This window comes from Nonomuraea sp. NPDC049400, from assembly GCF_044466425.1.
Lineage (GTDB): Bacteria > Actinomycetota > Actinomycetes > Streptosporangiales > Streptosporangiaceae > Nonomuraea.
This window is the reverse complement of the sequence record NZ_JBITMP010000065.1, coordinates 18,346-43,008: the sequence shown is the minus strand read 5'-3', so window position 1 is coordinate 43,008 and position 24,663 is coordinate 18,346. Positions and strand designations below refer to the sequence as shown.

The 24,663-nt window shown below is 67.7% G+C and carries 22 protein-coding genes and 1 pseudogene; 9 read left to right on the top strand and 14 right to left on the bottom strand.

Features of this window, described 5'->3' with window-relative positions; translation table 11 throughout:
* Nucleotides 1-20: 20 nt before the first annotated feature.
* The 3 genes from ACIBVN_RS52895 to ACIBVN_RS52885 are packed head-to-tail and all read left to right on the top strand — an operon-like array spanning nt 21 to nt 3,255.
* Complete coding sequence (locus ACIBVN_RS52895; RefSeq protein WP_397149180.1) at nt 21-1,082, top strand: ABC transporter substrate-binding protein; 1,062 nt, start codon at nt 21-23, stop codon at nt 1,080-1,082.
* Nucleotides 1,079-2,251: a Gfo/Idh/MocA family protein gene (locus ACIBVN_RS52890; protein ID WP_397149178.1), complete on the top strand. Its 1,173-nt coding sequence runs from the start codon at nt 1,079-1,081 to the stop codon at nt 2,249-2,251. Before ACIBVN_RS52895 ends, ACIBVN_RS52890 begins: the two co-directional genes overlap by 4 nt.
* Nucleotides 2,248-3,255: a sugar phosphate isomerase/epimerase family protein gene (locus ACIBVN_RS52885; RefSeq protein ID WP_397149177.1), complete on the top strand. Its 1,008-nt coding sequence runs from the start codon at nt 2,248-2,250 to the stop codon at nt 3,253-3,255. The genes ACIBVN_RS52890 and ACIBVN_RS52885 overlap by 4 nt, the downstream gene beginning before the upstream one ends.
* Before the next feature lie 198 nt (nt 3,256-3,453).
* On the opposite strand, the gene ACIBVN_RS52880 is transcribed toward ACIBVN_RS52885, so the two are convergent.
* From ACIBVN_RS52880 to ACIBVN_RS52850, 7 genes and pseudogenes are all read right to left on the bottom strand, one after another.
* Nucleotides 3,454-4,527, bottom strand: a complete 1,074-nt coding sequence (locus ACIBVN_RS52880; protein WP_397149175.1) for a LacI family DNA-binding transcriptional regulator — start codon at nt 4,525-4,527, stop codon at nt 3,454-3,456.
* Nucleotides 4,528-4,563: 36 nt separating this feature from the next.
* Entirely contained in the window at nt 4,564-5,463 is a 900-nt protein-coding gene (locus ACIBVN_RS52875; protein WP_397149173.1) for a carbohydrate ABC transporter permease, read from the bottom strand.
* On the bottom strand, nt 5,460-6,389 hold the full coding sequence (locus ACIBVN_RS52870) for a carbohydrate ABC transporter permease (protein WP_397149171.1): 930 nt from the start codon (nt 6,387-6,389) through the stop codon (nt 5,460-5,462). The genes ACIBVN_RS52875 and ACIBVN_RS52870 overlap by 4 nt, the downstream gene beginning before the upstream one ends.
* The gene (locus ACIBVN_RS52865) at nt 6,376-7,701 is read right to left on the bottom strand and encodes an ABC transporter substrate-binding protein (protein WP_397149169.1); all 1,326 of its coding nucleotides are present in this window, start codon (nt 7,699-7,701) and stop codon (nt 6,376-6,378) included. The genes ACIBVN_RS52870 and ACIBVN_RS52865 overlap by 14 nt, the downstream gene beginning before the upstream one ends.
* A 471-nt stretch (nt 7,702-8,172) precedes the next feature.
* Complete coding sequence (locus ACIBVN_RS52860; protein WP_397149167.1) at nt 8,173-11,685, bottom strand: putative Ig domain-containing protein; 3,513 nt, start codon at nt 11,683-11,685, stop codon at nt 8,173-8,175.
* A 215-nt stretch (nt 11,686-11,900) separates the two neighbouring features.
* Nucleotides 11,901-12,227, bottom strand: coding sequence for a beta-galactosidase (locus ACIBVN_RS52855; RefSeq protein WP_397149201.1), 327 nt, complete (start codon nt 12,225-12,227; stop codon nt 11,901-11,903).
* A 91-nt stretch (nt 12,228-12,318) separates the two neighbouring features.
* Nucleotides 12,319-12,366, bottom strand: a pseudogene (locus ACIBVN_RS52850) (hypothetical protein); the annotation flags it as partial.
* Between the two features lie 18 nt (nt 12,367-12,384).
* Between ACIBVN_RS52850 and ACIBVN_RS52845 the strand changes: the two are divergent.
* Together ACIBVN_RS52845 and ACIBVN_RS52840 are read left to right on the top strand one after the other, a co-directional pair.
* Complete coding sequence (locus ACIBVN_RS52845) at nt 12,385-12,516, top strand: hypothetical protein (protein ID WP_397149165.1); 132 nt, start codon at nt 12,385-12,387, stop codon at nt 12,514-12,516.
* Between the two features lie 67 nt (nt 12,517-12,583).
* The gene (locus ACIBVN_RS52840) at nt 12,584-12,991 is read left to right on the top strand and encodes a substrate-binding domain-containing protein (RefSeq protein WP_397149163.1); all 408 of its coding nucleotides are present in this window, start codon (nt 12,584-12,586) and stop codon (nt 12,989-12,991) included.
* A 175-nt stretch (nt 12,992-13,166) separates the two neighbouring features.
* Here ACIBVN_RS52840 and ACIBVN_RS52835 read toward each other — a convergent pair whose 3' ends face one another.
* The 7 genes from ACIBVN_RS52835 to ACIBVN_RS52805 form a co-directional block, all read right to left on the bottom strand.
* On the bottom strand, nt 13,167-14,003 hold the full coding sequence (locus ACIBVN_RS52835; RefSeq protein ID WP_397149161.1) for a carbohydrate ABC transporter permease: 837 nt from the start codon (nt 14,001-14,003) through the stop codon (nt 13,167-13,169).
* Complete coding sequence (locus ACIBVN_RS52830; protein ID WP_397149159.1) at nt 14,000-14,905, bottom strand: carbohydrate ABC transporter permease; 906 nt, start codon at nt 14,903-14,905, stop codon at nt 14,000-14,002. The genes ACIBVN_RS52835 and ACIBVN_RS52830 overlap by 4 nt, the downstream gene beginning before the upstream one ends.
* A gap of 62 nt (nt 14,906-14,967) precedes the next feature.
* The gene (locus ACIBVN_RS52825; protein ID WP_397149157.1) at nt 14,968-16,293 is read right to left on the bottom strand and encodes an extracellular solute-binding protein; all 1,326 of its coding nucleotides are present in this window, start codon (nt 16,291-16,293) and stop codon (nt 14,968-14,970) included.
* 50 nt (nt 16,294-16,343) lie between these two features.
* Nucleotides 16,344-18,467 (bottom strand): glycoside hydrolase family 36 protein, encoded by a 2,124-nt coding sequence (locus ACIBVN_RS52820; protein ID WP_397149155.1) that lies wholly within the window; start codon nt 18,465-18,467, stop codon nt 16,344-16,346.
* Between the two features lie 162 nt (nt 18,468-18,629).
* On the bottom strand, nt 18,630-19,643 hold the full coding sequence (locus tag ACIBVN_RS52815) for a LacI family DNA-binding transcriptional regulator (protein WP_318786673.1): 1,014 nt from the start codon (nt 19,641-19,643) through the stop codon (nt 18,630-18,632).
* Between the two features lie 76 nt (nt 19,644-19,719).
* A complete protein-coding gene (locus ACIBVN_RS52810) occupies nt 19,720-19,860 on the bottom strand; it encodes a hypothetical protein (protein ID WP_397149153.1) in 141 nt (46 codons plus the stop codon).
* A gap of 568 nt (nt 19,861-20,428) precedes the next feature.
* Nucleotides 20,429-22,051 carry an AbfB domain-containing protein gene (locus tag ACIBVN_RS52805; protein ID WP_397149151.1) on the bottom strand — a complete coding sequence of 541 codons (1,623 nt, stop codon included), beginning with the start codon at nt 22,049-22,051 and terminating at the stop codon, nt 20,429-20,431.
* Between the two features lie 396 nt (nt 22,052-22,447).
* Between ACIBVN_RS52805 and ACIBVN_RS52800 the strand changes: the two genes are divergently transcribed.
* The 4 genes from ACIBVN_RS52800 (at nt 22,448) to ACIBVN_RS52785 (ending at nt 24,520) form a co-directional block, all read left to right on the top strand.
* A complete protein-coding gene (locus tag ACIBVN_RS52800) occupies nt 22,448-22,903 on the top strand; it encodes a hypothetical protein (RefSeq protein ID WP_397149149.1) in 456 nt (151 codons plus the stop codon).
* A 109-nt stretch (nt 22,904-23,012) separates the two neighbouring features.
* Nucleotides 23,013-23,726, top strand: coding sequence for a DUF4386 domain-containing protein (locus tag ACIBVN_RS52795; RefSeq protein ID WP_397149147.1), 714 nt, complete (start codon nt 23,013-23,015; stop codon nt 23,724-23,726).
* 1 nt (nt 23,727) lies between these two features.
* Nucleotides 23,728-23,919 (top strand): hypothetical protein, encoded by a 192-nt coding sequence (locus ACIBVN_RS52790; protein ID WP_397149145.1) that lies wholly within the window; start codon nt 23,728-23,730, stop codon nt 23,917-23,919.
* 403 nt (nt 23,920-24,322) lie between these two features.
* Nucleotides 24,323-24,520 (top strand): hypothetical protein, encoded by a 198-nt coding sequence (locus tag ACIBVN_RS52785; RefSeq protein ID WP_397149143.1) that lies wholly within the window; start codon nt 24,323-24,325, stop codon nt 24,518-24,520.
* Nucleotides 24,521-24,663: the final 143 nt, after the last annotated feature.

Below are 24,663 nucleotides of genomic sequence, written 5' to 3'. Positions count from 1 at the left end.
CTTCAGCAAGGAGAGCAGACATGGACAAGAACGTCGCCCGGCGCGGCTTCCTCTTCAGCGGCGCCGCCCTCGGCGCGGGTGCCCTCATCAGCGCCTGCACCAGCAACGAGCCGGTCGCCAACCAGCAGGCGAGCGCGCCAGCCGCCGCTCCCGCGGCCAAGGAAGGCAACGACGCCCCCGGCGAGAAGGTCGTCATCGGCTTCTCGGCCCCGGCCGCCGACCACGGCTGGATCGCCGCCATCAGCAAGAACGCGGCGGACGCGGCCAAGCAGTACACCGACGTCGAGTTCAAGCCGGTCGAGCCGACCAACGACATCAACCAGCAGATCTCGGCGGTGGAGTCGCTGATCCAGGCGAAGGTCAACGTGCTGGTGATCCTGCCGAACGACGGCCAGCAGCTCAACCAGGTCGCCCGGCAGGCCATGGACGCGGGCATCCCGGTGGTCAACGTGGACCGCGTCTTCCCGGACAAGCTGTCGTACCGGGCCTGGATCGGAGGGGACAACTACGGCATGGGTGTGGCCGCCGGACACCACATCGGCAAGACGCTGAAGGACAAGGGCGTCTCCAACCCGGTCATCCTGGAGATCCAGGGCATCGCCACGCTGCCGCTGACCCAGGACCGCAGCAAGGGCTTCGCCGACGCGCTGAAGACGTACGGCTTCAAGGTGACCGCCCAACAGGACGCCAAGTTCACGGTGGAGTCCGGAACGCAGGTGGCCGCCAACCTGCTCCAGGCGCACAAGAAGATCGACGCGATCTGGAACCACGACGACGACCAGGGCATCGGCGTGCTGGCGGCGATCAAGGAGGCCGGTCGCAACGAGTTCTTCATGGTCGGCGGCGCGGGCTCGGCCAACGCGATGCGTGACATCCAGGCCGGCAGCGGCGTGCTGAAGGCCACCGTCACCTATCCCCCCACCATGGCCGCCTCGGCGATCAAGATTGCCCGGTTGATCGCCCAGGGCAAGGGCATGAGCGATCTGCTGGAGCAGCAGGTGCCGCAGTCGATCACACTGGCTTCGGAGACCATCACCAAGGACAACGCCGCCCAGTACCTGCCTCTCGGGTTCGAGTCATGAGGCCCGTCATCGGGATCGGCATGGTCGGCTACGCGTTCATGGGCCGTACCCACTCCCAGGCGTGGCGCAGCGTGGACGCGTTCTTCGACCTGCCGTTCAGGCCCTCGATGGTGGCCGTGGCCGGCAGATCCGCCGAGGCGACCGCGCAGGCCGCCGAGAAGCTGGGGTGGGCCGGCGCGGAGACCGACTGGAAGCGCCTCCTCGATCGCGACGACGTGCAGATCGTCGACATCTGCACGCCCGGCGACTCGCACGCCGAGATCGCCGTCGCGGCGCTGGCGGCAGGCAAGCACGTGATCTGCGAGAAGCCGCTCGCCAACACCGTCGCCGAGGCCGCGGCCATGGCCGTGGCGGCGAAGGAGGCGGCGGCGCGCGGTGTGCGCAGCATGGTCGCCTTCAACTACCGCCGCGTGCCCGCCGTCGCGCTGGCCCGGCGGTTCGTCGAAGAGGGCATGCTCGGCGATATCCGGCACGTGCGGGCGCAGTATCTGCAGGACTGGATCGTCGACCCGGAATTCCCCCTGGTCTGGCGGCTCCAGAAGGACAAGGCCGGCTCTGGGGCCCTCGGCGACATCGGCGCCCACATCGTCGACGTCGCCGAGTTCATCACCGGTGAGTGGCTGACCGGGGTGGCGGCGCTGACCGAGACCTTCGTCAAGGAGCGTCCCCTGGCGGCCAGTTCGGCCGGGCTCTCGGCCGGCGGCGGAACCGGGAGGGGCGCGGTCACCGTGGACGACGCGGCGCTGTTCATCGGACGGCTCAGCGGCGGCGGGCTGGCCTCCTTCGAGGCCACCCGCTTCGCGACCGGTCGCAAGAACGCGCTGCGCATCGAGATCAACGGCGCCCTGGGCAGCCTGGCCTTCGACTTCGAGTCGATGAACGACCTGTGGTTCCACGACCACACCATCGACAGCGCCGAGCACGGATTCCGGCGGGTGCAGGTCACCGAGCCGGACCACCCGTACGCCGGGGCGTGGTGGCCGCCTGGTCACGGCCTCGGGTACGAGCACGCCTTCGTCCACGAGATGAAGGACTTCCTGGAGGCGATCGCCGCCGGCACCGACCCCGCACCGTCCTTCGAGGACGGCCTGCGGGTGCAGCGGGTGCTGGCGGCTGTCGAGCAGAGCGCGGCTGAGGACAGCCGCTTCATCACTGTGGAGGGTTCATGACGAGGCCGGTCACGTTGTTCACCGGGCAGTGGGCGGACCTGCCGTTCGAGGAGGTCTGCCGGCTGGCGTCGGAGTGGGGCTACGACGGCCTGGAGATCGCCTGCTGGGGCGACCACTTCGAGGTCGACAAGGCCCTCGCGGACGACTCCTACATCGAACGCAAGAAGGAGACCCTGGCCAAGTACAACCTCGGGGTGTGGACGATCTCCAACCACCTGGTCGGCCAGGCGGTTTGCGACCACCCCATCGACGATCGCCACAAGGGCATCGTGCCCGCCCGCATCTGGGGCGACGGTGAACCCGAAGGCGTACGGCGGCGCGCCGCCGAAGAGATCAAGAACACCGCCCGCGCGGCGGCCGCGCTCGGCGTCACGACCGTCGTCGGCTTCACCGGCTCGTCCATCTGGCACACGCTGGCGATGTTCCCGCCGGTGCCCCCGTCGATGATCGAGGCGGGCTACGCTGACTTCGCCGACCGGTGGAACCCGATCCTCGACGTCTTCGACGAGGTCGGGGTGCGCTTCGCCCATGAGGTGCACCCGAGCGAGATCGCCTACGACTACCACACCACGGTCCGGACGCTGGAGGCCATCGGGCACCGGCCCGCCTTCGGGCTGAACTGGGACCCCTCGCACATGGTGTGGCAGGACCTGGACCCGGCGAACTTCATCCTCGACTTCGCCGACCGGATCTACCACGTGGACTGCAAGGACGCCCGGGTGGCCACCCGCGACGGCCGGCGCGGCCGCCTGTCCTCCCACCTGGCCTGGGCCGACCCCCGGCGTGGCTGGGACTTCGTGTCCACCGGCCGGGGCGACGTGCCGTGGGAGGCGTGCTTCCGCGCGCTCAACCACATCGGCTACGACGGCCCGATCTCCATCGAGTGGGAGGACGCGGGCATGGACCGGCTGCACGGCGCGCCGGAATCCCTCGCCTACATCCGCTCGCTCAACGCCATCACTCCACCGGCCGCCGCTTTCGACGCCGCCTTCTCCTCCGAATGACCCATCACGCCGGGCGGCGGCCGCACAGTGGCCGCCGCCCACCGTCCCGGTGAACGATCGCGAGAGGAGACAGGAGAGAACCGGAGTATGGCTGATCGGAGCATGAGGATCGGTCGCGGTCAGCAGCATGCTGGGGGCATTGGCGGTGCGGGCGGGCCTGGCCGACCCGCCCCGCTGGCCGGGGCCGTGCGCGACGCGCTACTGGAGGGCGGGTGGCGCGACGGAGTGGCGCACCACGAGGTGGGTGCCGAATACGGTGTGCTGCTCCGAGCCGCTGCTCGCCCGCCCCTCCTTCAGCTCCAATGCCAGGCGCACGGCGCTGCGGCCCAGCTCCTCGTACGGCACGCGCACGGTCGTCAGCTGCGGCCGCAGGTCCGTCGCCAGCGGTATGTCGTCGTAGCCCACGAGCGAGATGTCCTCGGGCACGCTCAGACCCGACTCGAAGACCGCGGCCATCGCGCCGCCCGCGACGATGTCCGTCTCGGCGAAGATCGCGGTGAACGGCGGCCCCGAGCTCAGCCACCGCCGCGTGTGCTCATAGCCGGACGCCCGGCTGAACTGCACCTTCGTCTCGATCAGCTCGGGGTCGACGGGCACTCCATTGTCCTCCAGCGCCCGCCGGTACCCCGCCAGCCGGCCCGCGGTCGTGGTGAACCCCGGCGGCCCGCCGCCCAGGAAAAGGATCCGCCGATGCCCGCGGGACAGCAGGTGAGCTGTCGCGGCGTAGGCGCCGGCCTCGTTGTCGTACTCCACGACCGTGACCGGCATGTCGTTGCCGATCGGCGGCCTGCCGCACAGGACCAGCCGCGACCCCGCCGCGTCCAGCGAGCGTGCGATCTCGGCCATGCGCGCGTGGTAGGCAGGCCCGTCGACCGTCCCGCCGATGAGGATCACCGCCGACGCGCGCTGCTCGCGCATGAGGTGGATGGCGGTCAGCTCCCGCTCGGGATCGCCCTCGGTCGTGCACACCAGGCACAGCCGCCCGCGGCGCGCGGCCTCGTGCTCGGCTCCGTGCACGGCGGTGGCGAAGGCGGGCCCGCGCACGTCGTTGACGATGAACGCCACCGTCTGGGTGCTGCCCGCCACCAGCGCGCGGGCGTGGGTGTTGGCGACGTAGTTGAGCTCCTTGATCGCCCGCTGCACCCGCTGCCTGGTGGCCTGCGCCACCGGGTAGTCCCCGGCCATCACCCTGGACACCGTGGAGACGGACACGTCGGCCCGCGCCGCGACGTCCCGGATCGTGTTCGGGCGGTGCTCGTCTCTCCTGGCCATGATCCCGCAGTATAGACAACGTTTTCCAACAACCCTCTATTTGAGGCTGCCCAAGGTGACGCCGGAGCGCCAGTAGCGCTGCATGGACACCATCAAAGCCACCATGGGGATCAGCGAGACGATCGAGCCGACCACGACCAGCCCGGTCAGGTCCGTGGAGTTGTCCACCTTGACCTTGAGCCACGAGTAGAGGCCCAGCATGACCGTCCACTTGTCCTGGCTGCGCAGGTAGACCAGAGGGCCGAAGAAGGAGTTCCACGACCCCACGAAGCCGAGCAAGAAGATCGTCGCCGCGCCCGTGGACATCAGCCGCGCCCCGATGACGAAGAAGATGCGGTACTCGCCGGCCCCGTCGATCCTGGCCGCTTCCAGCAACTCGTGCGGGATGGCGCCCTCGGCGTAGACCTTCGCCAGGTATACCGAGAAGGCGCTGAAGAAGCTCGGCACGATGATCGCCCAGGGCGTGTCGATCATCCGCAGGTCCGTGTAGAGCAGGAAGGACGGGATGGTGAGCAGCGCGTGCGGCACCAGGAAAGAGCCGATGATGCAGCCCATCATCACGCCGCGGCCCCGGAAGCGGTACATCGCCAGTCCGTAGCCGCAGGCGACGCAGATCAGCGTCATTCCCGCGGTCCCGGCGAGGCTGTAGACCACGGTGTTCCACATCCACGTCAGGAAGATGCCGTCCTGGTAGGTGAACAACTGCCGGAAGTTGTCCAGCAGCCGGAACTCGGCAAACCACAGCCCGTTGGTCGTGTAGAGGTCGCTCTGCCCCTTCGTCGCGGCCACGATCAGCCACCACACGGGCGCCACGGAGTACACGGTGAAGGCGATCAGCCCGAACAGCACCGTCGCCTTCGTACGTTTGCTGTGCGGCACCACCGGTTGCCGCGGGGCGGAGTCGGTGACGGTACGGCGGTCGAGCGTCGTGGTCATGAGGTCGGCGCCTTGTTCGTGAACCGGTAGAAGATCGCCGACGCCAGGCCGACGACGAGGGCCAGGATGATGGAAAGGGCGGCGGCGTAGTTGAAGTCACCCTGTGCGAAGGCCCAGTCGTAAATGCCCATGATCGGCGTGAAGTCGCGAGTGACGGTCTCCGGCGCCATCGACCGGAAGAGCATCGGGTCGCTGAAGATCTGCAGCGTGCCGATGATGCTGAGCACAGTCGTCAGCACCAACGATCGCCGGATCAACGGCACCTTGATCGACCAGGCGATCCGCAGCTCCGAAGCCCCGTCCACGCGGGCGCCCTCGAAGATCTCCCGAGGCACGGCCTGCAGCGCGGCGTACACGATGAGCATGTTGAACCCGATGCCGCCCCACGCCATCAGATTGCCGATCGACACCCAGATCAGCTCGCCGCTGTAGAAGTCGGCGTCCACCCCGAACAGCGCGAAGAACGGCGTCAGCGGCCCGACGTCGGGGCTGTAGAGGTAGATCCAGATGAGCGTCGCCACGATCCCCGGGATCATGTACGGGATCAGCAGCGCCAGCCGGAACCGCGCCGCCACCTTCCGGGTGGCGGCGTCGAGCAGCAGCGCCACGGCGACGCTCGCGACCTGGATGAGCGGGATGCTGATGGCCGCGAACAGCGCCACCCGCCCCATCCCCGCCCAGAACCGCTCGTCGCCCATGCCCTTCAGCAGGTTGGCGAGCCCCGAGAACTCGATGGTCTTCTCGCCGAACCCAAGCCCGGAGCTCTTGGTCGTGTACATGCTCTCGCGCAGCGCCAGGACGATCGGCACCGCCGTGAACAGCACGAACCCGAGGAAGAACGGGACGGTGAAGGAGGCGCCCTTGATCGCCGCGATCCGCCGCCAGGTCATGACGGCGGGCGAGGCCATGCTGTCAGCCCTGGACATTGATGTTCTTGGCCTTGAGGTCGTCGACCGTGAACTTCTGCATGTGCTCCAGCGCCTCGCGCACCGTGATCTTCTTGGTGACGATCTGCGCCCACTGGTCCTGGAGCTCGGTGAACACGCCGGTGTAGTTGGGGCCGACCACCCAGGGGTCCTGGGCGCTCTTGACCGCCTTGAGGATGACGTCCTTGGCCTCGGCGCGGCGCTCGCCGAACAACTTCGCCGGCACCGCGGAGTCGACCCAGGGGCTTGGGTCGGGGATGGCGCCCGGCCAGGCGTACTGCTTGGTGTCCTCCTGGTAGCTGGCGTCGACGGCTTCCTTGCTCGTCGTCATCCAGACGGCCGCCTCGACCGCCTCCTTCACGTTCTGGCAGCCCTTCGGCACCAGGATGGCGCTGCCGTGCGCGTTCGTGACGAACGTCGGGGCGTCGGCGAACTGCGGAAGGTCGATGGGCTGCCAGTCGCCCAGCGACTTCTTGTAGTTGAGCTCGTAGTTGCCGAGTTGCCAGGTGGAGGTGGGCAGGGACACCATCTTGCCGGAGTCGAAGTAGGCGATGAGCGCCGGTCGGTCCTGGTAGGTCTGGTTCGCCACCAGATCGTTGTCCACCAGCTGCTGGACGACCTCAGCGGCCTTGAGTGACTCGGGCGAAAGGAAGTCCACCTTCCATGTGTCGCCCTCGACCTTGTACCAGGTGCCGCCGGCCTGCTGGGTCAGGTTGACCAGCGTGGAGGGGTCCTCGCCGGCGAGGTTCATCACGTAGACGCCGCGCTTCTTCAGCTCCTTGCCTGCCGCGATCAGCTCGTCCCAGGTCTTGGGCGGCGCGATGCCGTACTTGTCGTAGACGGCCCGGTTGATGATCATGAACGACGGGTTGAACCCCGACGGGACGCCGTAGTAGCGGCCGCCGGCCTGCGCGCCGGCGTGGGCCGGCTCGTTGTACAGGCCCTTCTTGGTGTACGGCTCGAACTCCTCCGTGACGTCCTCCAGCAGCCCTTCACCGGCCAGTCCTGGCACCTCGCCGAAGTTCTTGACCAGGCAGGGCACGTCCTGCTTCGCGGCCACGGCATTGCGCAGGTTCGCCGCGGTGCCCGGAAGGTCGGCCTGCTTGACCACCTTGAGCTTGATGTGGTCGTGGGTGGCGTTGAACTTCTCGACGATCGGGTCGAGGAACTTGTTCTCGTCCCAGGACCACCAGGTGACGGTGACCGGTCCCTTGCTCTGGGGCGCGGCGGGTTGCTCGCCGCCGCAGCCGGCCAGGGTGACGGACGTCGCGATGATGGTCACAGCTGCGGCTTTCAGCTGCTTACGGGTCATGAGGACACCTCTCCGTAAGGGGGAACGCGCCGCGCGCGTCGGCGGGGACGGGGAGTAGGCGGATAGAAAACGGTCTCTACGGAAGTTAGAACCTGGCGATGCCCCGATGCAAGATGTCACCCGCATAAATCTGATGTTTCGGGGACTTTGCCGGACTCATGCAGACAGATCGATTCAGACAACGTTTCCTAGATCCCAGGCGGTTCACACCAGCGAGGTCAGGCAGTGAGAAGGGGCTTGACGGGGGTGGCCATCCGATCAGATGTTCTCAGTCATCGGTTGTATCGCCTTGCTGGCATCCTTCCGACCGACGGTCAGATCGAGGCTTGGGCGCGGCACGCGTTGAGCTGCGCGGTGCGGTCCGCGCCCTCCGCTCCTCATCCAGTCCCGCTCGGATCCGAGCGACCTCCTTTCGTATTGGTGGGCGCTCGCCCTGGTGACGTCGTCGGTCGTGCGCGCCTTTGAGCCGAACTATGCGTCGTACTTGATGTCGCCGTAGAGTTCGACCTCGGAGAGGTCGCCGTACCAGCTTGTGGCGTTGTAGATCCGCAGGTACCGGTAATGCTCTTCGCCCGAGGTGGGCTGGTCGCTCCAGCCGTTTGCGACGGCGCCGGTGAGTGGCATGGTGAGGTCAGTCCAGGTCTGGCCGTCGTTCGACCCCTGCACGACGGTGCCGTTGGCCCGCTGGGGGTGGCTGGCCCGCGGCAGGATCAGGACCTCGTCGGGCCGCACGGTCGCGTGAGCGCCGAAGTCGATGTCGTAGTACGCGCCTGGTCCGGTGTTCAGGTCGCCGTACGTGTCGGGCTTGCGGTCGAAGAGCAGGTAGCCGACCTCGTCGGCGCCCAGTCCGTTGCCCGGCCACTGTTTGTCGGAGGCGGTGACGGTGGCCAGCTTGGCCACGTCGATGAAGTGCGCGGGGTCGCCCGCGATGTAGAGCTTCGATCCGTCGGTGGTGCCGTAGGCGGTCGGCCCGGGCTTGCCGTCGGCGTCGAGGTAGTCGACCGCGACCTGGATGTCGCCGGGGGCCACGTCGTCGAGTTTGACCGAGGCGGTCCAGTTGACGCCGTCGTCGGAGTTCGCCTTCCCCGTCACACCTTGGACGGTGACGGTGACCTGTTGGATCGGCTTCTTCGCGGTGACCGAGACGTCGACGGTGTCGCCTGTCATGATCTTGCCGGCGATGGCCTGGTCGGAGGCGATCGAGGTCGCCTTGACGAAATTGCCGATCTCGTGCCGGTCGCCGTAGATGTGGAACTCGGTCATTTCGAACAGGTTGCGGACGATGCCGTAGAGCACGTCCGGCAGGGGTTTGAGCATCTGGACCTTGATGTAGCGGAATTGCTGGTCGCGCAGAGCGGGGGCGACGTCGAGGGTGTTGAAGTCCTGGGTGAACCGGGTGACGCCCGGAGTCAGACGAGTCCAGTTCTTGCCGTCGTTCGAGCCGTAGACGGTGGAGTTCGCGAGCCGGTCGGCGAAGATGTTGCTCTGGAATCCGAAGCGGGTCGCCGAGACTCGGAAGTCGGGCCCGAAGTCGACGGTGTGGGAGAGGTTGACCGCCTGGGCGTACCCGGTTCCCGACTGGTTGTCGCCGTCGACGAGGTTGCCGATGTTGGCCCCGGCCGTGGAGCTGATCACGAACGAGGGATAGTCGAGGCTGCGGTCCACGGCCGTGTGCGGGGAGAGGAGGGCGAGACCGTCGACCGCCGTCACGAGGTGGGCCAGCGCGGCGAGGTACTCGTCGTCCGTACCCTTCTTGTCCAGGGCCTGGGCAGTGGTGAGCGCCTGGTCGAAGGCGGCCTCGGTGTCGGAGACGTACTCGGCGTCCGCCTCGTGGCCCTCCTGGGCGAGCGCGAGCGCGCCGGAGCGGTTGTGGTCGGCGGCGAGTACGACGTGGTGGCTCGCCAGGGTGGTGCCGTCGGAGACCGTCACGGTGATGCCGGTCGAGCCGGCTGCGGCGGGCGTCCAGGTCAGCTGCCCGGTGGAGGCGTCGAGGGTCGCCCCGGCGGGCAGTCCCCGCGCCGTGTAGGCGAGCTTGTCGGCGCCGGCGTAGTGCGCGGAGAGGTCGGCCGTGGCGGTCGCGCCCTTCCAGCTCACGATGCGGGCGGTCGAGGTGTCGTCGAAGGCGGGCGGTGTCAGTTCGGTGGCGGCATTCGTGTTGATGTGATCGATGTCGACGGTCGCCCCGTCGCCGGTGGCCTGGATGAACAGCATGTCCCCGATGGAGTGCGGGTACATGACGTACCGCCATTCGCCGCCGGTGTCCGGCACAAGGATCGTGCGGTCGTCGTGGCGGTCGATGCGCAGCCGGACCTCGCCGTCGGTGCGGACCCGGAAGGCAAGGAGCTGCTTGCTGCTCGAGCCGCTGAGGTAGGCGATCTCGGAGCCGGGGCGCGCGGTAGACATCCGCACGTATGCGGCGCCGGCGTCGGTTCCGTGCTCGACGTCGCCGGAGAGCCGGGTGTACTTGTTCTCGACTTCGAGGATCGTCGGGCTGTCCTGCAGCGGCGGCACGGTCTGCCCGGTCGCCGAGACGGGCGCGAAGAGCCACGAGTCGCCGCCGCCGTCCACGTTGTCCCACGCGTTGTTGAGGCGGCCGCCGTAGTAGAACAGGGGGCCGTTGCGCTTGGCGTACGCCTCGGCGAAGTACGGCGCGAGCTTTCTGAGGTCCTCGCCGCGGGTGAACGCGTAATAGTAATAGATGTCCCAGAAGCTCGCGGTGTTATAGCGCCCGCGGTAGCTGTTCGAGATGTGGTTGTAGGTGTCGCGGATGGTGCCGTCAGGCGAGATGGCGTACGCCATCGGGGTCCACGGGGTGTCGTGGCCGAGCATGAACCGCCAGAAGTAGTCGGCGGCGGCGAGGATCCGGTCGCCGAGGAACTCATAGGGGCCCACTGCGTTCGGGGCGTCGGAGACGGTGCCGTCGACGGGGTCGACCTTCGTCTGCTGCGCCAGCAGCATGCGGGAGATGATCGCGGCGTTGGTGAGGTCGCCACCGCCGTGGGCCTGGTCGCGTCCCATCTCGGCGTGCTGGACGTGCGGGTCGTCGATCGGCTCGCCGGTTGCGTCGTTGGTGTCGACCCATCGGAACAGCCGCTTGATGGAGCCGTTGAAGCCCTGGTCCTTCGCGGTGGCGTTGACCGTGAACCATTCGACCGACCGCTTGTAGAGGGCGGTGTCGTTCATGAAGATGGAGCCGGCCATCGCACCCATGAGCGAGTAGCTGTGCTGGTTCATGAAGTGGTTGTTGTCGTTCTGGAAGGTCTTGATGACCGGGACTACGAGGTTGTCGGTGAACGACCGCGTGTCCGCGTCGGTCCAGGGGTACGCCTCGTCGGCGCACGAGGTGTAGCGCAGCAGTTCGGCGGCGGAGACCATGCGGTTGAGGGGAATGCCGGTGTGGATGTGCGAGTCGGTGAAGTACTCGTACTTGTCGGGGTCCATCTGCTCCCAGATGCGGATGATGTCGAGGGCGTTCTTGCGGTGGACCTCCTCGCCGGTGAGTACGTAGAGGATCGCCTGCGTGTAGGACTTGAGGCCGTCGGCGATGAAGCGGCCGTTGAAGCCCTGGCTGTTGAACGCGTCGGAGGCGGGTTTGGTCGGGTCGGCGCTGCTGCGGTTGGACGAGGTCACCCCGGTCCCAGCCGCGGACGACCGCTGCATCGCCTTTAACGACGAGGTCCAGGGTTCGGCGCCCGCGGCGATCTGCCGGCGGGCGTTCTCCAGGATCGGCTGGGTCAGGCCGACGCCGGGGTGGACGAACCCCTGCTCGCTGACGGTGGACTGGAATGTCGGGGCGCACGTGCCGAGATCCTGTGCGGCGGCCGGGCGGGCTGCCGCGCACAGGAGTCCGGTGACGAGCAGGAGCGCTGCGGGGAACGCGCCGAGTCGTCGGACGTGTGCGCCTGCGGCGGCTGGAGTCGGATTCGGACGTCGACGTTTCCGTGCGTTCTGGTCGAAGCAGACTCTTCGCAGAACACCGAACATGGCACGGTCCTCCATTCAGGCGGCTACCCAGGAAAGCGCTTGCCTGCCTAGGCGTCGAGGATGCCGGGAGCGGCCGAACCGGTCAAGAGTTTAAAGCAACCGTTTTCTAATCCTTCGGTTCCGCATCATCGATGTAGAGCGCGGCTCCGATAGGGCACTGCGCGGATATTCATAACAGTTCGATAACGAGATCTGGTGCTGTCAAGCCTGTATCACTACGGTCCGCAGATAACGTTCTCTGCCTCGCTTTCATTGAGCCCCGACGTTGAGTTCGGCAGAGGGAAGCCCGGGAGCCTGCAGCGCCCACGCGGCCTCGTCGTCCCAGAGGACCGCAACCCGGCCTCGACCGGGCCTGCCGCCGCCGGGAGAGCGGCGAGGACCCGGCCCGTCTCGCACACCTCGCGGAAGATCCGCGAATCGGCGCCCGTGTGCGGGGCCATGCCCTGGTGCCGCTGCTCGGCGCCGCCCCGCGAGGCCCGCCACTGGAACGACACCGCCTCTACGGCTCCCCGGACGACATGCTGGAGGCTGTGCCGGCCCAGTTCCCCGAGGCTCCTTGGCCAACGGCCGCTTTGGTGTGCAGACCACGCCGGGAGCCTGCTCCATCAGCAGCCACGGCTTGCCCCTCGCCCATGATCTGGCCAGGTCGGCGGCGTAGGCGCTCTGCTCGGTGGCGTCCATGCCGGGCTCGTCCGGATAGTGATCGATCGCCACCAGATCGACCTGCGCGGTGTCATGATGGGAGGCGCCGCCGACGCCGTCATCCTCATGGACGTCGAGCTCGAGGACTCCCGTGTCGAACAGGTCCGCGGCACGCCGGTGCCGTGCTGATCGGCGAGAGCGAGGTCGTCTACCAGCGTGCACAAGAGCTTCGCCGACCGCACCGTCGACGGGGTTCATGCGCCGGGCGGAGGAACGCGGGATGAACGCCGTCTTCCGGCCCTGCGAAGGCACGTTCGAGTCGACCGCGGGCACGCTCGCCCGCATCCTCGGTGAGCGTCCCGGCACCACTGGCTTCGTCGTGCTGAACCAGTCGGCGATTCCGCACGTGCTGAGCCTGCTGCCGCAGCTGGGACGGGTGGTCACCGAGGACGCGTCGGTGGTCGCCATCTGCCCCGACCGGACGGCCGTCCAGACCTCCCCGCAGGTGACCAACGTCGCGGTGCCCGCGGCGCAGCTGGGCTCCCGGGCGGCTGAGCTGGTCGTGGCCCAATTGGCGGGCGAGACCGTCGAGGGCGTCACGTTGATCGCGCCGAGGCTGACCGTCCGGGGCTCCTCGGCTCCCATGCGGGCCCCGAGCGCGTGACCGGCCGGTCTTCTCAGCCGGTCACGCGCTCGCCCATTTGACGTTGTTCTCCGCCGAGGAGACGGGCGCTACCCCTCGCGCGCACATCGCAGGAAGTGCTCGACCTCGCCGATGAACCCGCGCAGGGCATAGATCTGGGGCTGCAACGGGCAGCCCAACCAGCAGTGGACCACCGTCACTTGACGGCTCCTCCGGTGATGCCGGAGATGATCCGTCTTTGGGCGACGACGAAGACGACGACCAGCGGCAGGCTCATGAGCACGACGTAGGCGAAAACGAGGTTCCAGTTGTTCTGATACAGGTTGCTGCTCGCCACCGAGTACAGGTTCAAGGGAAGTGTCGAGTACGTCCCTCCGCCGAGCACGAAGAAGGCGTAGAAGACGTCATTCCAGATGTAGAGGCAGATGAGGATCGTGGCGGTCGCGATGACCGGGCGCAGCAGCGGCAGGACGACCTTGATGAAGATGCTGAGCGGCCGTGCGCCGTCCATGCGGGCCGCTTCCTCCACCTCGACCGGTATGGTCCGCACGAAGCCGGTGACGAAGAAGATCACCAGGGACATGTACATGCCCATGTAGACCAGCACCATGCCGATCGGCGTGCTGGCCAGGTGGAGTTGCCGGAGCAGCAGCACGATCGTGACGACGGCCGGGGGCAGGATGATTCCGCTGATCGCAGCCGAGTAGAGCACAGCCATGACGCGCCCTGCCCGCCGAGCCAGCACCCATGAAGCCAGCGAGCCGAAGATCAGCACCCCGGCGACGGACGGCACCATGACCAGCAGGCTGCCGAACAGCGCCCACAGCATGCGGCCCTGCGCGAACGCCTGGGAGTAGTTGTCCCACAGGTGCCACACCCGTGGGAGGGACAGGTCGGGCAGGTTCGCCTCGCCTTGCGACTTGGCGGAGGTCACCAGGGCCAGCCACAGCGGGATTCCGATGACGACGGCGGTCAGGATGATGACGACGGCCGGGTGAACGAGGCGGGACCAGGCCCGGGCGGAGATCCTCACAGGACGCGCTCCCTCTTGCGCAGGTAGCCGATGACAGGGAAGGCCAGCAGAGCGACCAGGAGAAGAAGGGCGAGGCTCATCGTGGTCGCCTGGGCGAACAGGCCGTTGCCGTAGACCCGGAAGATGTAGATGTTGAGCACCTCGGTCTGCTGTGCGGGTCCTCCCCCTGTGGTCGCCAGGATCGTGTCGAACCCGTTGAAGGAGCCCAGCAGCGCGGTCGCGACGTTGAAGGTCACCGCGGGGGCGATCAGCGGGAACCGGATGGACCGGAAGGTCCTCCACCTGCCGGCGCCGTCGATCCTGGCCGCCTCGAGCACGTCGGCCGGGATCGTCTTGAGACCGGCGAGGAAGATCACCATCGCCAGCCCCATCCACTTCCAGGAGTTCACGAAGGCCACCGTCACCACCGTCCACGTGGTGCTGCCGAGCCAGGGGATCGTCACCTGCTGGCCGGTGAGAGCGCCGAGGAGCCCGTTGAGCGGACCGTCGGGTTTGAGGAGCGCCTGGAAGGTGTACCCCACCGCCAGGGCGGACATCAGCACCGGGATGAAGAAGACGACCCTGGCGAACCGGTTGATCCGGGTGTCGCGCTCCAGGAGCAGGGCGAGCCCCAGCCCGAACCCCGTCTGCATGATCGCCACCAGGACCGCGTAGACGATGGTGATCCGCAGTGACGACAGCAGGGAGCCGTTGGACAGCACCGCCTTGACGTTCGCCAGCCCAACGGGGCGGATGTCGTCATGGAAGGCCGACCAGTCCGTGAAGGCGTAGACGAAGTTGAAGACGGTCGGCAGGAAGAAGAACACGGCCAGTACGGCGAACGCCGGAGCGAGGAACGAGCTCGGGTACAACACCGCTCGCCGCGGCGAGCGACCGGAAGCGGCCGAAAGAGAAGGGATCATGGCGATCCTGCATACCTTTCAGTGTGGTGGTGGGCGGGAGGGGGGCCGTGCCCCCGCCGCCGTCAGAAGCCCTGGATCCCGAGTGCCTGGGCGAGCTGGGCGAACTGCGATTGTGTAGTGGAGGTCACCTGTTCGGGGGTCATGGTCCCGTTGACCATGTTCGCCAGGTTCACGTAGAAGTCCGGGTTCACCGCGGCGTTCTGCTGCATCGAGCCGGCCGCGTCCTCCAGCGCGGCCGTGGCCTGCTTCACGACCTCCGGCACCCCGGCGGGAGTCGGCACGGCAGGCTCGATCGACACGGTGCCGGCAGACTTCACGTAGTCGGGGTAGTAGGTCTCCAGCCAGAACCGCAGGAACTGCCGGGCGCCCGCCTCCCGCTTCGGATCTCCGGTCTTGAAGGCGACCAGGGCGTTGTCACCGCCGGGCACCGACGTGGCGATGTTGCCGTCCTTGGAGATCGGGAACCAGCCGATCTCCCGGTCTATGGTCGCCGTGTCCGCCGTCGACTGCATCAGCGACGCGAACGAGGTGAGCTGCAGCACCATTGCCGCCTCGCCCTTGAGCAGGGCCGGGCCGGACTCGGTGTACTTGGAGGTCTTGTCGTCCTTGTTGAACAGACCCTGCTTCACCATGTCTTGGAACTGCCGGACGGCGCCGAGGATCTCCGGATCGGTGAACTTCTCCTTGTTCTGGCTGACCCGCTCCCACAGGCCCTTCTTCGACGCCTCGGCCAGCAGGACCTGCGGCCACCACTGGGTGGGCCACTGGTCGCCGGCGGCGCCGAAGAACGGCGCCACGCCCTCCGCCTTGATCTTCTGGGCGTCGGCAAGCAACTCGTTGAAGTTCTTGGGCGTGCTCGTGATCCCCGCCTTCTGGAACACCGACTTGTTGTAGAAGACACCGAGGACGGAGGGGACGTTGACGAAGGCCGCGTAGTGATGCCCGTTCACCAGGCCCAGCTTCTGGATGGCCGGCGTCTGCTTGGCCAGCCACGGCGCGCCGTCCAGGCTCTGCAGGTCGGTGGACGGCTTGAGCAGCGCGAGCATGCTGCCGGTCGGCTGCCAGGTGGCGAGGTCCGGTTTGGCGCCCGTGGCCAGCTTGGTCGGCGCGTTGGTCTCGTAGACGTCGGGAATGACGACCTTGTTGATCTTCGCTCCGGTCTTGGCCTCGAACGACTTGATGACGTTGTCGGCCATCGAGGCGGTCTGCGTCGACATCCACAGGGTGAGGGTCACCCCCTGCAGGCCGGCGCCCGGGTCAGGCCAGGTCGTGGGAACCGGCCCGGCTGTGGCTGAGGACGTCCCGGGGTTGCCCGCCGAGCAGCCGGCCAGCAGCAGCGCCCCGCACGTGGCGGCGGCTGCCGCGCGGGAAAGGCCTCGCGTCTTCATGGATTCTCCTGGTGTGTGGTGGGAGGTGAGGGCTGCCACGTTGAAAGGGATCAGTTCTCCGGCCGCAGGCGGAGCAGGCGTGCGGACGGTCCGGGTACGGCAGGACGGACCGTGAGCCGCGCGGTGGAGGCGTCCCACCGGTGTTGCCAGCCGGGTAGTGTCGCCGGATACTCGGTCTCCACCCGCAGCCGGCGGCCGCGCAGGCCGGGTAGGTCCACCTGGATGTCGTGCGGCCCGCCGTCGCGTTGCCATACGGCCAGGCGCACCGTGTCACCGGTACGCAGGCCCAGCGCGACGACATCGTCGGACCAGGCGGGCAGCCCCAGCGGCCAGAACGGCTCGGCCGTGGCGACCTCGGTCCTGATCCGCTTGTGCACGGCCACCCCGTCCGCGACGAGCTCCCGCTCGGCCCGGCTCATCTTGTCGAGATGTCCCGACAGGTAGAGCCGCCCGGCCAGACCGTTGATCATGGTGAAGGCCAGAGCCTCCGCGGGCATCCCCGGCTGCGGGTAGGCCCAGTTGCCTGCCTGCTCGGGGAGCATCGTGGCGGGCGCGGACGCCGCGATGGCGGCGTAGAGCCGCCAGTCCTGCTGGTCGGAGGTGGACTGGAGCTGGAGGCGGGACAGCATCGCGTAGTCGGCCCGCATGGCTCCCGAGGCGCAGTTCTCGAAGATCACCTCCGGGTGGCGGCCGAGCAGGTCGTCCAGCCACTCCAGGTGGGCCCGGTTGTGCTCGAGCAGTCCCTCTCCCGGCTGGAGCGCGCCCCGGTCGGTGCCCGGCCCCGGGGTGACGTTGTAGTCGAGCTTGAAGAATCCGGTGCCGTAGTCGTGCACGAGGCGATCGACCACCTCGTCGAGATGCTTCCTGGCGGAGGGGTGGCGCAGGTCGAGGAAGTACCGGCCGTGCTCCACGACCCGCTCGCCGTTCCGGCTCAGGAACGCCTCGTCCGGCAGCATCGCGGCGACAGGGCTGCGCACCCCGATGACCTCCGGCTCCAGCCACAGGCCGGGGCGCATGTCCCTGGCTCTGATGTGGTCGAAGACCCGGGCGAGCCCGCCGTCCGGGAAGCGGCCGGTCGAGGGGCGCCACTCGCCGACGCTGTCCCACCAGTTCCCGCCGTCGTCGTACCAGCCCGCGTCGACGCAGAAGTACTCGGCGCCGGTCTCCGCGGCGGCGTCGATGAGAGGCAGCAGGCGCTCGGTGGTCGGGTCGCCCATGAGGGTGTTCATGTAGTCGTTGAAGATGACGGGCAGCGCGTCGCCTGTGGGATGCGCGCGGCGGATCGCCCTCCGCTGCCGGGTGAGGGCGGCCAGCGCTCCTTGGCAACCCTCGTCGGACACAGCGACGGACACGGGGACAGCGACGAAGCTCTCTCCCGGGAGCAGCCGGGTGCTCCACTGGTGGTCGAGGTCGGTGGGGCCGCTCAGCGCGAGGGAGACGGCGTTCGCCCCGTCGCGGCGGCGGTCCACCTCCCAGCGCCAGGCGCCGTTGTGCTCGATCTGCCAGCCCCAGGCCCGGCCGGTACGGGTGCTCGCCAGGACGCCGGTCGGCAGGTACTCGCCCGAGGACCAGGTGCTCTTGCTCACCGTGACGAGCGCGCCCCGGCCGTCGTGCTGGTGCAGTTCGCTGTTGATGTCCGCCAGCCCGTCCGGCCCCGACAGCGGGATGGCCGCCCACCTGCCCTCGGCGCACCAGTCGGCGCGCGCCCGCCACAGGACCAGGTCGCCGTCGTCCGCCGTCTCGGCCAGCGCGCCGGAGGCGAAGGACGACACCATCTGCAGCACCCGGGGCGCCGGCCCGGTGTTCGTGACCTCGGTCCAGGCCTGCAGAGCCGGGACGTCCGTCCTGGCGCGAAAGACACTGGTCGCCTCCAGTCCGGTCACCTCGTCACGCTGCCTCACCCGCAGCTCCCGCCAGTCGCCGTCCGCCTGCTCGACGGCGTCAACGAACCGGAGCCGCGATCCGGTGGCGGTGTCAGTGAACCGAGTGTTGGACAGTCCCCGGCCCTCCCCCAGAACCATCAGCTCGACCAGCGGCTGCCCCCGGAACGGGGCCACGGCGCTCGGTGCGGGCGACGCGGTCCCGAGCCTCGCGATGCGGGCCGGAGCGTCTTCGGGCCGCTCGAGGACCAGGTCGAGAGAGCCGGGACGCCACTGGATGGTTCTGCTCGTCATCACGTTCCTTAAGCCGGACATACGGTGCGGTTCAGCCATGAAAGCGTTTATCAAGCGATGTGACAAGGGGACCACGGGAAATGGGCTGATAACGCTTTCAACACGAGGTGTCATGAAGGAACATGACCACGCGTGCGCGGTCCAAGGGTTCCTGGGCCGAGGTCAGCGGGCGGGTGGAGCGGTGCTCTTGCGCACGACCAGGCGCGGGGTCGACCGCGGCGTCGCGACCGGCACTCCTGCCAGCCTGCCGAGCAGGAAGTCGACCGCCATGCGCCCCAGCTCGGCGAAGTCCTGGCTCATCGTGGTCAGCGAAGGAGTCCAGATCTCGGCCAGCGGGTGGTCGTCGAAGCCGACGACGCTGACGTCCTCGGGGACCCGCGAGCCCTCGTCCTGCAAGGCCTTGATCACGCCGAAGGCGACCTCGTCGTTGCCGCACAGCACCGCGGTCACGTCGCCGCGCCTGGCCAGGCGCGCGCCGGCCTGGAGACCCGAGCGCGGGGTCCCGTCGCTCTCCACGATCTCCGGAACCGGGGCTCCCGCCGCCTCCAGCGCCTCCCGCCAGCCCAGCAGCCGCCCGCTCGGCCGGCCGGAGGCCGGTATCCCCACGTGGTGCACGGTGCGATGGCCCAGTCCGAGCAGGTAGTTCGTCGCATCCCGCGCGCCGGCGTGGTCGTCGAACAGGGCCCGCGGGACGCTCCTGCCCTGCCCGGCGGAGGACACCGCCGCCACGGGGACCGTGTCGGGCAGTGCCGCCAGCGCCCGGCTGCCCTGGATATCGAACTCGAGCACGATCATCCCGGCGAGCGGCTGGTCGAGCGCGAGGTCCACGGCTACCCGCGCCGACTCCTCGTCGTCGCCGTCCAGCATCGTCAGGGCCACCACCAGGCCGACCGCGCGGGCGGCCTCCTCGATCCCCCGGATCGCGCTGGCATAACCGTACCGGGTGGTGTCGCTGGTCAGCACGCTGATGATGGAGCGCCGGCCAGTCGCCAGGGCGCGCGCCGCGGCGTTGGGGCGGTATCCCAGCTCCTGGATCGCGCGCAGAACCTGCCTGCGCTTATCGGCGCTCACCGGCGCGGACCCGCTCAACACCCGAGACACCGTGGGGACGGACACACCGGCGACCCTCGCCACGTCCGCGAGGACGGGAGGGCGGGTGTGCGGGCGGCGGGTCACACCGGTAAGCGTACATACCAGGAGGTGAAGGCCTGGACGGGCGGCTCCTGCGGCCGGATACGGCAGGCCGGCCCGCTCACGGCGCCACCACCTTGGCCAGGGCGCCCATGCACAGCGTCAGCGCCTCGTGCAGGGACACCCCGTCGGACCGGCTGTGCATCCACGCGCCGTAGAGCAGCGACCAGAGCACCTGCTGCAACCAGAATGGGCGTTCCACAGACTCCTCCGCCTCTGACAGGTACGCGAGCTGCGCGGCCAGGGTGGCTCGCCCGACGAGATCGCCCGCGCGCTCGGGATCAGCCGTCAGCGGCGGCCGCTGGCGTTGGAGAGCTGTCGCAGCGATCCCGGAGCGAGCGGGCGATGAGACTCTCGGCCAAGGATCAGGCATGGGTGAGTCCAGCAAGGGCGATAGTTCGCCACCGCGCCCGCGCGCGTACCTGCTCGTTGACCGCGGACTCCCCGCCCGCCAGGTCGGCGACCGTGGCCATCACAGGGCCGCCGCGCTCGTGGCCCCGCACCGAGAACTCGGCCTTTCACGGTTCCACCATGTGGGCGAAGAGCCCGGGTGACAGGTCGACAGTGGTGCGCGCGTAGGAGGCGACCCGCTCGGTCGCGAGGTTCCCGGCCCAGAGCAGCGCCTCGCCCCTGTCACCCCCCCGCGTCCGCAGCTGCTGGCGGAGGCCGTCAGCAGCATGGTGCCGAGCAGGGTGGGCCTTTTCAAGGTTCCGCTGAACAGACGTGCTTCCTTCCGGGGATGAATCGTCGTGCGCGAGGTGCGCAGGTGATCAGGAAGTGGCAGGTTTGAAGGTGCTGTCGGCTCGGAAGGCGGAGGTGCCCTGGTCCTTGTCGAGCCACAGCTGGTGGTGGCGGTGGCGGATGAACCGGCCGGGATAGTTGAGTGACTCCAGCCGCACCCTCCCCGCGCCCGAGGCCGGTCGGGCGAGGAAGGTCGCGTCCCGCTCGAACAGCTCGGTGCCGTTGTCGGCGTCGAACCGCAGCCGGTAATCCTTGTGCCGCAGGTAGCGGCCGTCCCCGTCCATGAACGAGTAGCCCTTGGCGTCGGCCAGGCCGGGTACGATCCGCAGCGGCGCCGCCTCCCCGAGCACGCCGAGAGCACCCGAGGCGGCGATCCCTTCCTTCGGGAAGTTGATCGACTGGAGGGTGCGCGTCACCCCGGTCGGCAGCGCGCCGCCGCCACCGCCGGAGGCGGCGGCGCGGGTGAAGAGCAGGGTTCCGAAGCCGAGCTGGTCGAACCCGCCGCTGTTCGGCCCGTAGTCGCCGCCACCGCCCTCGGCCCGCACCCGCTCGGCGTACGCCTTCGTGTACGGCAACGCCAGCCCGCGCCGGTTGGCGTAGTGGTTGTAGAGCAGCTCCCACACGGGACGGTCCTGGCCGCGCGCCGCGCTCGAGATGACCGTCTGCTCCCGGGGGGCGCACTTCTGGCCGTGGCCCCACTTGTACGTGGTGAACGGCACGTCGTGGCCCAGGTTGTACTTGGCGACGTACTCGGCCGCCTTCATGATCCGGTTGTCGGCGTAGCCGTACAGGTCGACGCCCTGGTTCCAGGCCATTTCCGCGATGGTGCCGATCAGGCCGATGCCCATCACGGTGTGCGCCTGGTCGCGCCCGCTCTCCTGCCACTGGGCGAGACCGCCCGGGTGGAGGAACGGGATGGCGTTCATGATGGACCCGTTGCCCTTGCCGTTCTTGAAGTAGTCGACGGCCCGCTCGAACTTGGCCTGGTCGTCGCAGAACAGCCCGATCGCCATGACCGAGGCCATGTTGCACAGGTCCCAGTTGGCCCAGTAGTTGGTGATGCAGGCACCGTTGTGTTCACGCAGGAAGCGGTCGTTCACCGGGTAGAAGACGTTCAGCAGCATCTTCTGGAACCGCTCGACGTCGAAGCCCGGGTAGCCGCGCATGAGCTCGGCGGCGTTGGCGAACTGGTAGCCGTAGATGCCCGCCGCCAGGAACCGGTCGGCGTTGCCGTTGATCGCCTTCAACATGCCCGACCAGGCGTTCAGGACGTCCCGGGCGGCGTCGCCGTGCGCCTTCTCGCCGGAGATCTTCCAGCGCAGCGCGTTCTGGTAGGCGGCGTGCACGTCGTTGTAGAACTGCCAGTAATTCTGCCCGGTCCCCCCGCGCACCACCGTCTCCAGCGGGCGCGCCTTCCACGTGCTCTTGGAGTGCCCGTTGGCGACGAGCTTGTCCCACCCGCTCTTGTACGGCTGCGCTCCCGCCTGCACCGCGGCCGCGATCCGGTCGAAGTCCGCCTGAGTGTGCAGCAGCCCCGGGTGCTTGAACGCCGCCGCCGCCGACGACGCCCGCGCCACGGAGGGCAGCGCCGGCAGCACCGCGATCCCGGCCGCGGCCTTCAGCAGGTTCCGTCGGCTGGTATGGAGAACCATGTGAGTCCTTTCGCGAGACGATCTCTCTTGTCCCGAGGAGACTGGCTGGGGGCGACCCCATAACACTTTTCCGGATGTCCGTTCCATCCGGCGGGCGCAGAATATCGCCGTTCGCCTGGTTTCTCCTGATACTCACTGGTTTACATAGGTTATGACGTTCCGCCTTGCTGAGCTGATCGCCGAGTGCGAGGTTCCCGGAGCCGCACTGGCGTACCTGCGCCAGGGAGAGCTGCACGAGTTCGCCGCCGGCACGCTCAACACCGCCACCGGCGTCAAGGCGACCTCGGACGCGCTCTATCAGGGCGGCTCGATCACCAAGGCGCGCTTCCTGATCCCGCGACACCGTCTACTGGGTGGAACTCTTTCCTCCGGGAAGGTCCTAACATCGCCGTTCGAGTGCAGCACTTGGTGGGGACGCTGGATCAAGAGAGCGCCGCTGACCGCAGGCGAGTTCAGGATCCCGACCACCGTGTTACCTCACCGGCGGAGGCGGCTGGGATCGGGCTCGTCGCGCGCGGCCTCGTCCTCGATTCGATCAGCGGTTGTCTCCAGTTCCTCCGCATCCACTGGAGGGAGATCGAGAACGGGGTGAAGTCACGGCTGCTGGCGGCGATGTTGCCTGTGTTGGTGCCGATGTGGAAGACGGTGCGTGGTCTCGGCTCTGACGGGACCTCTCTGTTGGGCGACCTCGGCACCTTTGATCAGCCCTGTTGCCTTGAGATGCTCAGCGGCACGATCAACTTCCTCCTCGCGAAGCTTGCTTCTGCTCCCACAGCCAGACCAAGAGCGCATTTCTCGCGGCAGCGGCCCTCAACAGCGGATCGGCCCGACGGCGCAATCGCTGCATGCTAGGCACCCGAACCTCCTTGGCTGCGGACTTGCAGCCTTACGCATGTAAGGGTAGCGTCTGTGGCGACCTTACAGTTGTAAGAGGGAGAGCGGCCGGCCGGCGCCGACATATATGGGGCAGCGTTATGAATACAAACAGGCGAGCAACTGTGCAGGCGTACTGGCCATCGTGGGCATGATCGCCGGTGTGTCAAGTATTGTTCCCGCTCTCGAGGAGCCACACTATCTCGATCTCATTTCCGCACATGAGAGCCAGGTCATCGTCGGCGCGGTTGCTCAGTTCGTCATGATCCCCGCCTATGTCGGGTTTGCGCTGTACCTGTATCCGGCGTTGAAGATGGAGAATGAGGTGCTCAGTCTGGGTTTCCTTGGATTCAGGCTGATCGCAGCGACGTTCCATTTCATAGGCGTGATTCTCCTACCCTTGTTTCTTGTGCTGGGTCAGGAATTTGCCCAGGCGGGCGCTTCGAGTGCATCCCACCTCGAGGCCTTGGGGGAGTTGCTGCGGACGGCGCGCGACTTGGTTAATCATGTCGCATTAATTCTCTCCCTGGGTGTCGGGGATCTCCTGTTGTTCGGCATCCTGTATCGATCGAGACTTGTCCCTGGGTGGTTGTCCGTGTGGGGGCTTCTTGGGATCGGATTAGCTATGTCGGCGAGCTTCTTGGTGCTGTCTCGTATGACTGATGTCGTTGCGCCACTCTACCTATCCATAAATGCACCACTGGCCCTACAAAGCTTGGTCTTGGCCATCTGGTTGATCACAAGAGGGTTCGATACAAAGACATTGACCGCGGGACACCAGCACGACGGTCCGCGCGGCTGACGTGCACGTCGTCCCACCTTGTTGCGACGGCCTGTGCGTGCCGAAGGCGAGCCGCCCCAAACGCGTCGCGGCGAGCCCGTACTACCAGCTGCGCAGGATCGAGGAGATCGCCGCTGTCGAGAGGTCCAGCGGGGACGACCGGCGCGCCCTGCATCGGGGATTCAACGTCGCCAGGGTCATCGAGCTGAGATGACGGCGGTACGACACCTACGTTCAGGTGGTATACGCGACCGCGGTGCGTGACCTGGTGGATCGGCTCAGCGATCCCGCTCGATGGAGGCTGTCCTACTATGCTGCCGCGGCTGTATCACGACAGCGCCCGAGCGACCGCGCGGCTGGTGCTGAAAGGCGGTGTGGGCGACCCGCCGGAAGAACGGCAAGGCACGGGCGGGGGCGTGACTCACCGTGACTCGCGGTCAGATGACGCGACTACAGGTACGCGTAAAACCGCAGGTCGACGTGGTAGGGCGGATGGGGACTTGAACCCACGGCCCACGGATTATGAGCAGGTTCCCTCGGTGCCATTCAGCGCCGCGGAGTGCTGTTTTCTAGCGCGCTGGCCGAAATTCTCGCCGCCGTCGTGTCGGGAAGTGGCGATGGATGCCGCGCTGTATCGCGTGCACGCGGGCAACCACCGAGCAACCGCGCGTTCTAGACGAGAGGTGCCGTGTCCGGCGCCCTTGCCGGGCGATGCGGCGCTGCTCATGCGGCGCGTCGCGGGCCTGATGAGCGCCACAAGCGCGCCCGAAATTTATGATCAATCCGCCTTTTCGGAACGTGATCTTCCCTGCTAGATTTCAGGCCGATTGCCCGGATTGGGGTGGCTCGTGCCTTTCTGCGCGAGCCGCGTTGCATGTACAGGAGAAAACGACAAGTGACATTAGACATGGGGCCACGCGGCTTATCCCGGCCCCAGCATCGATCCCACCAGAGAGGT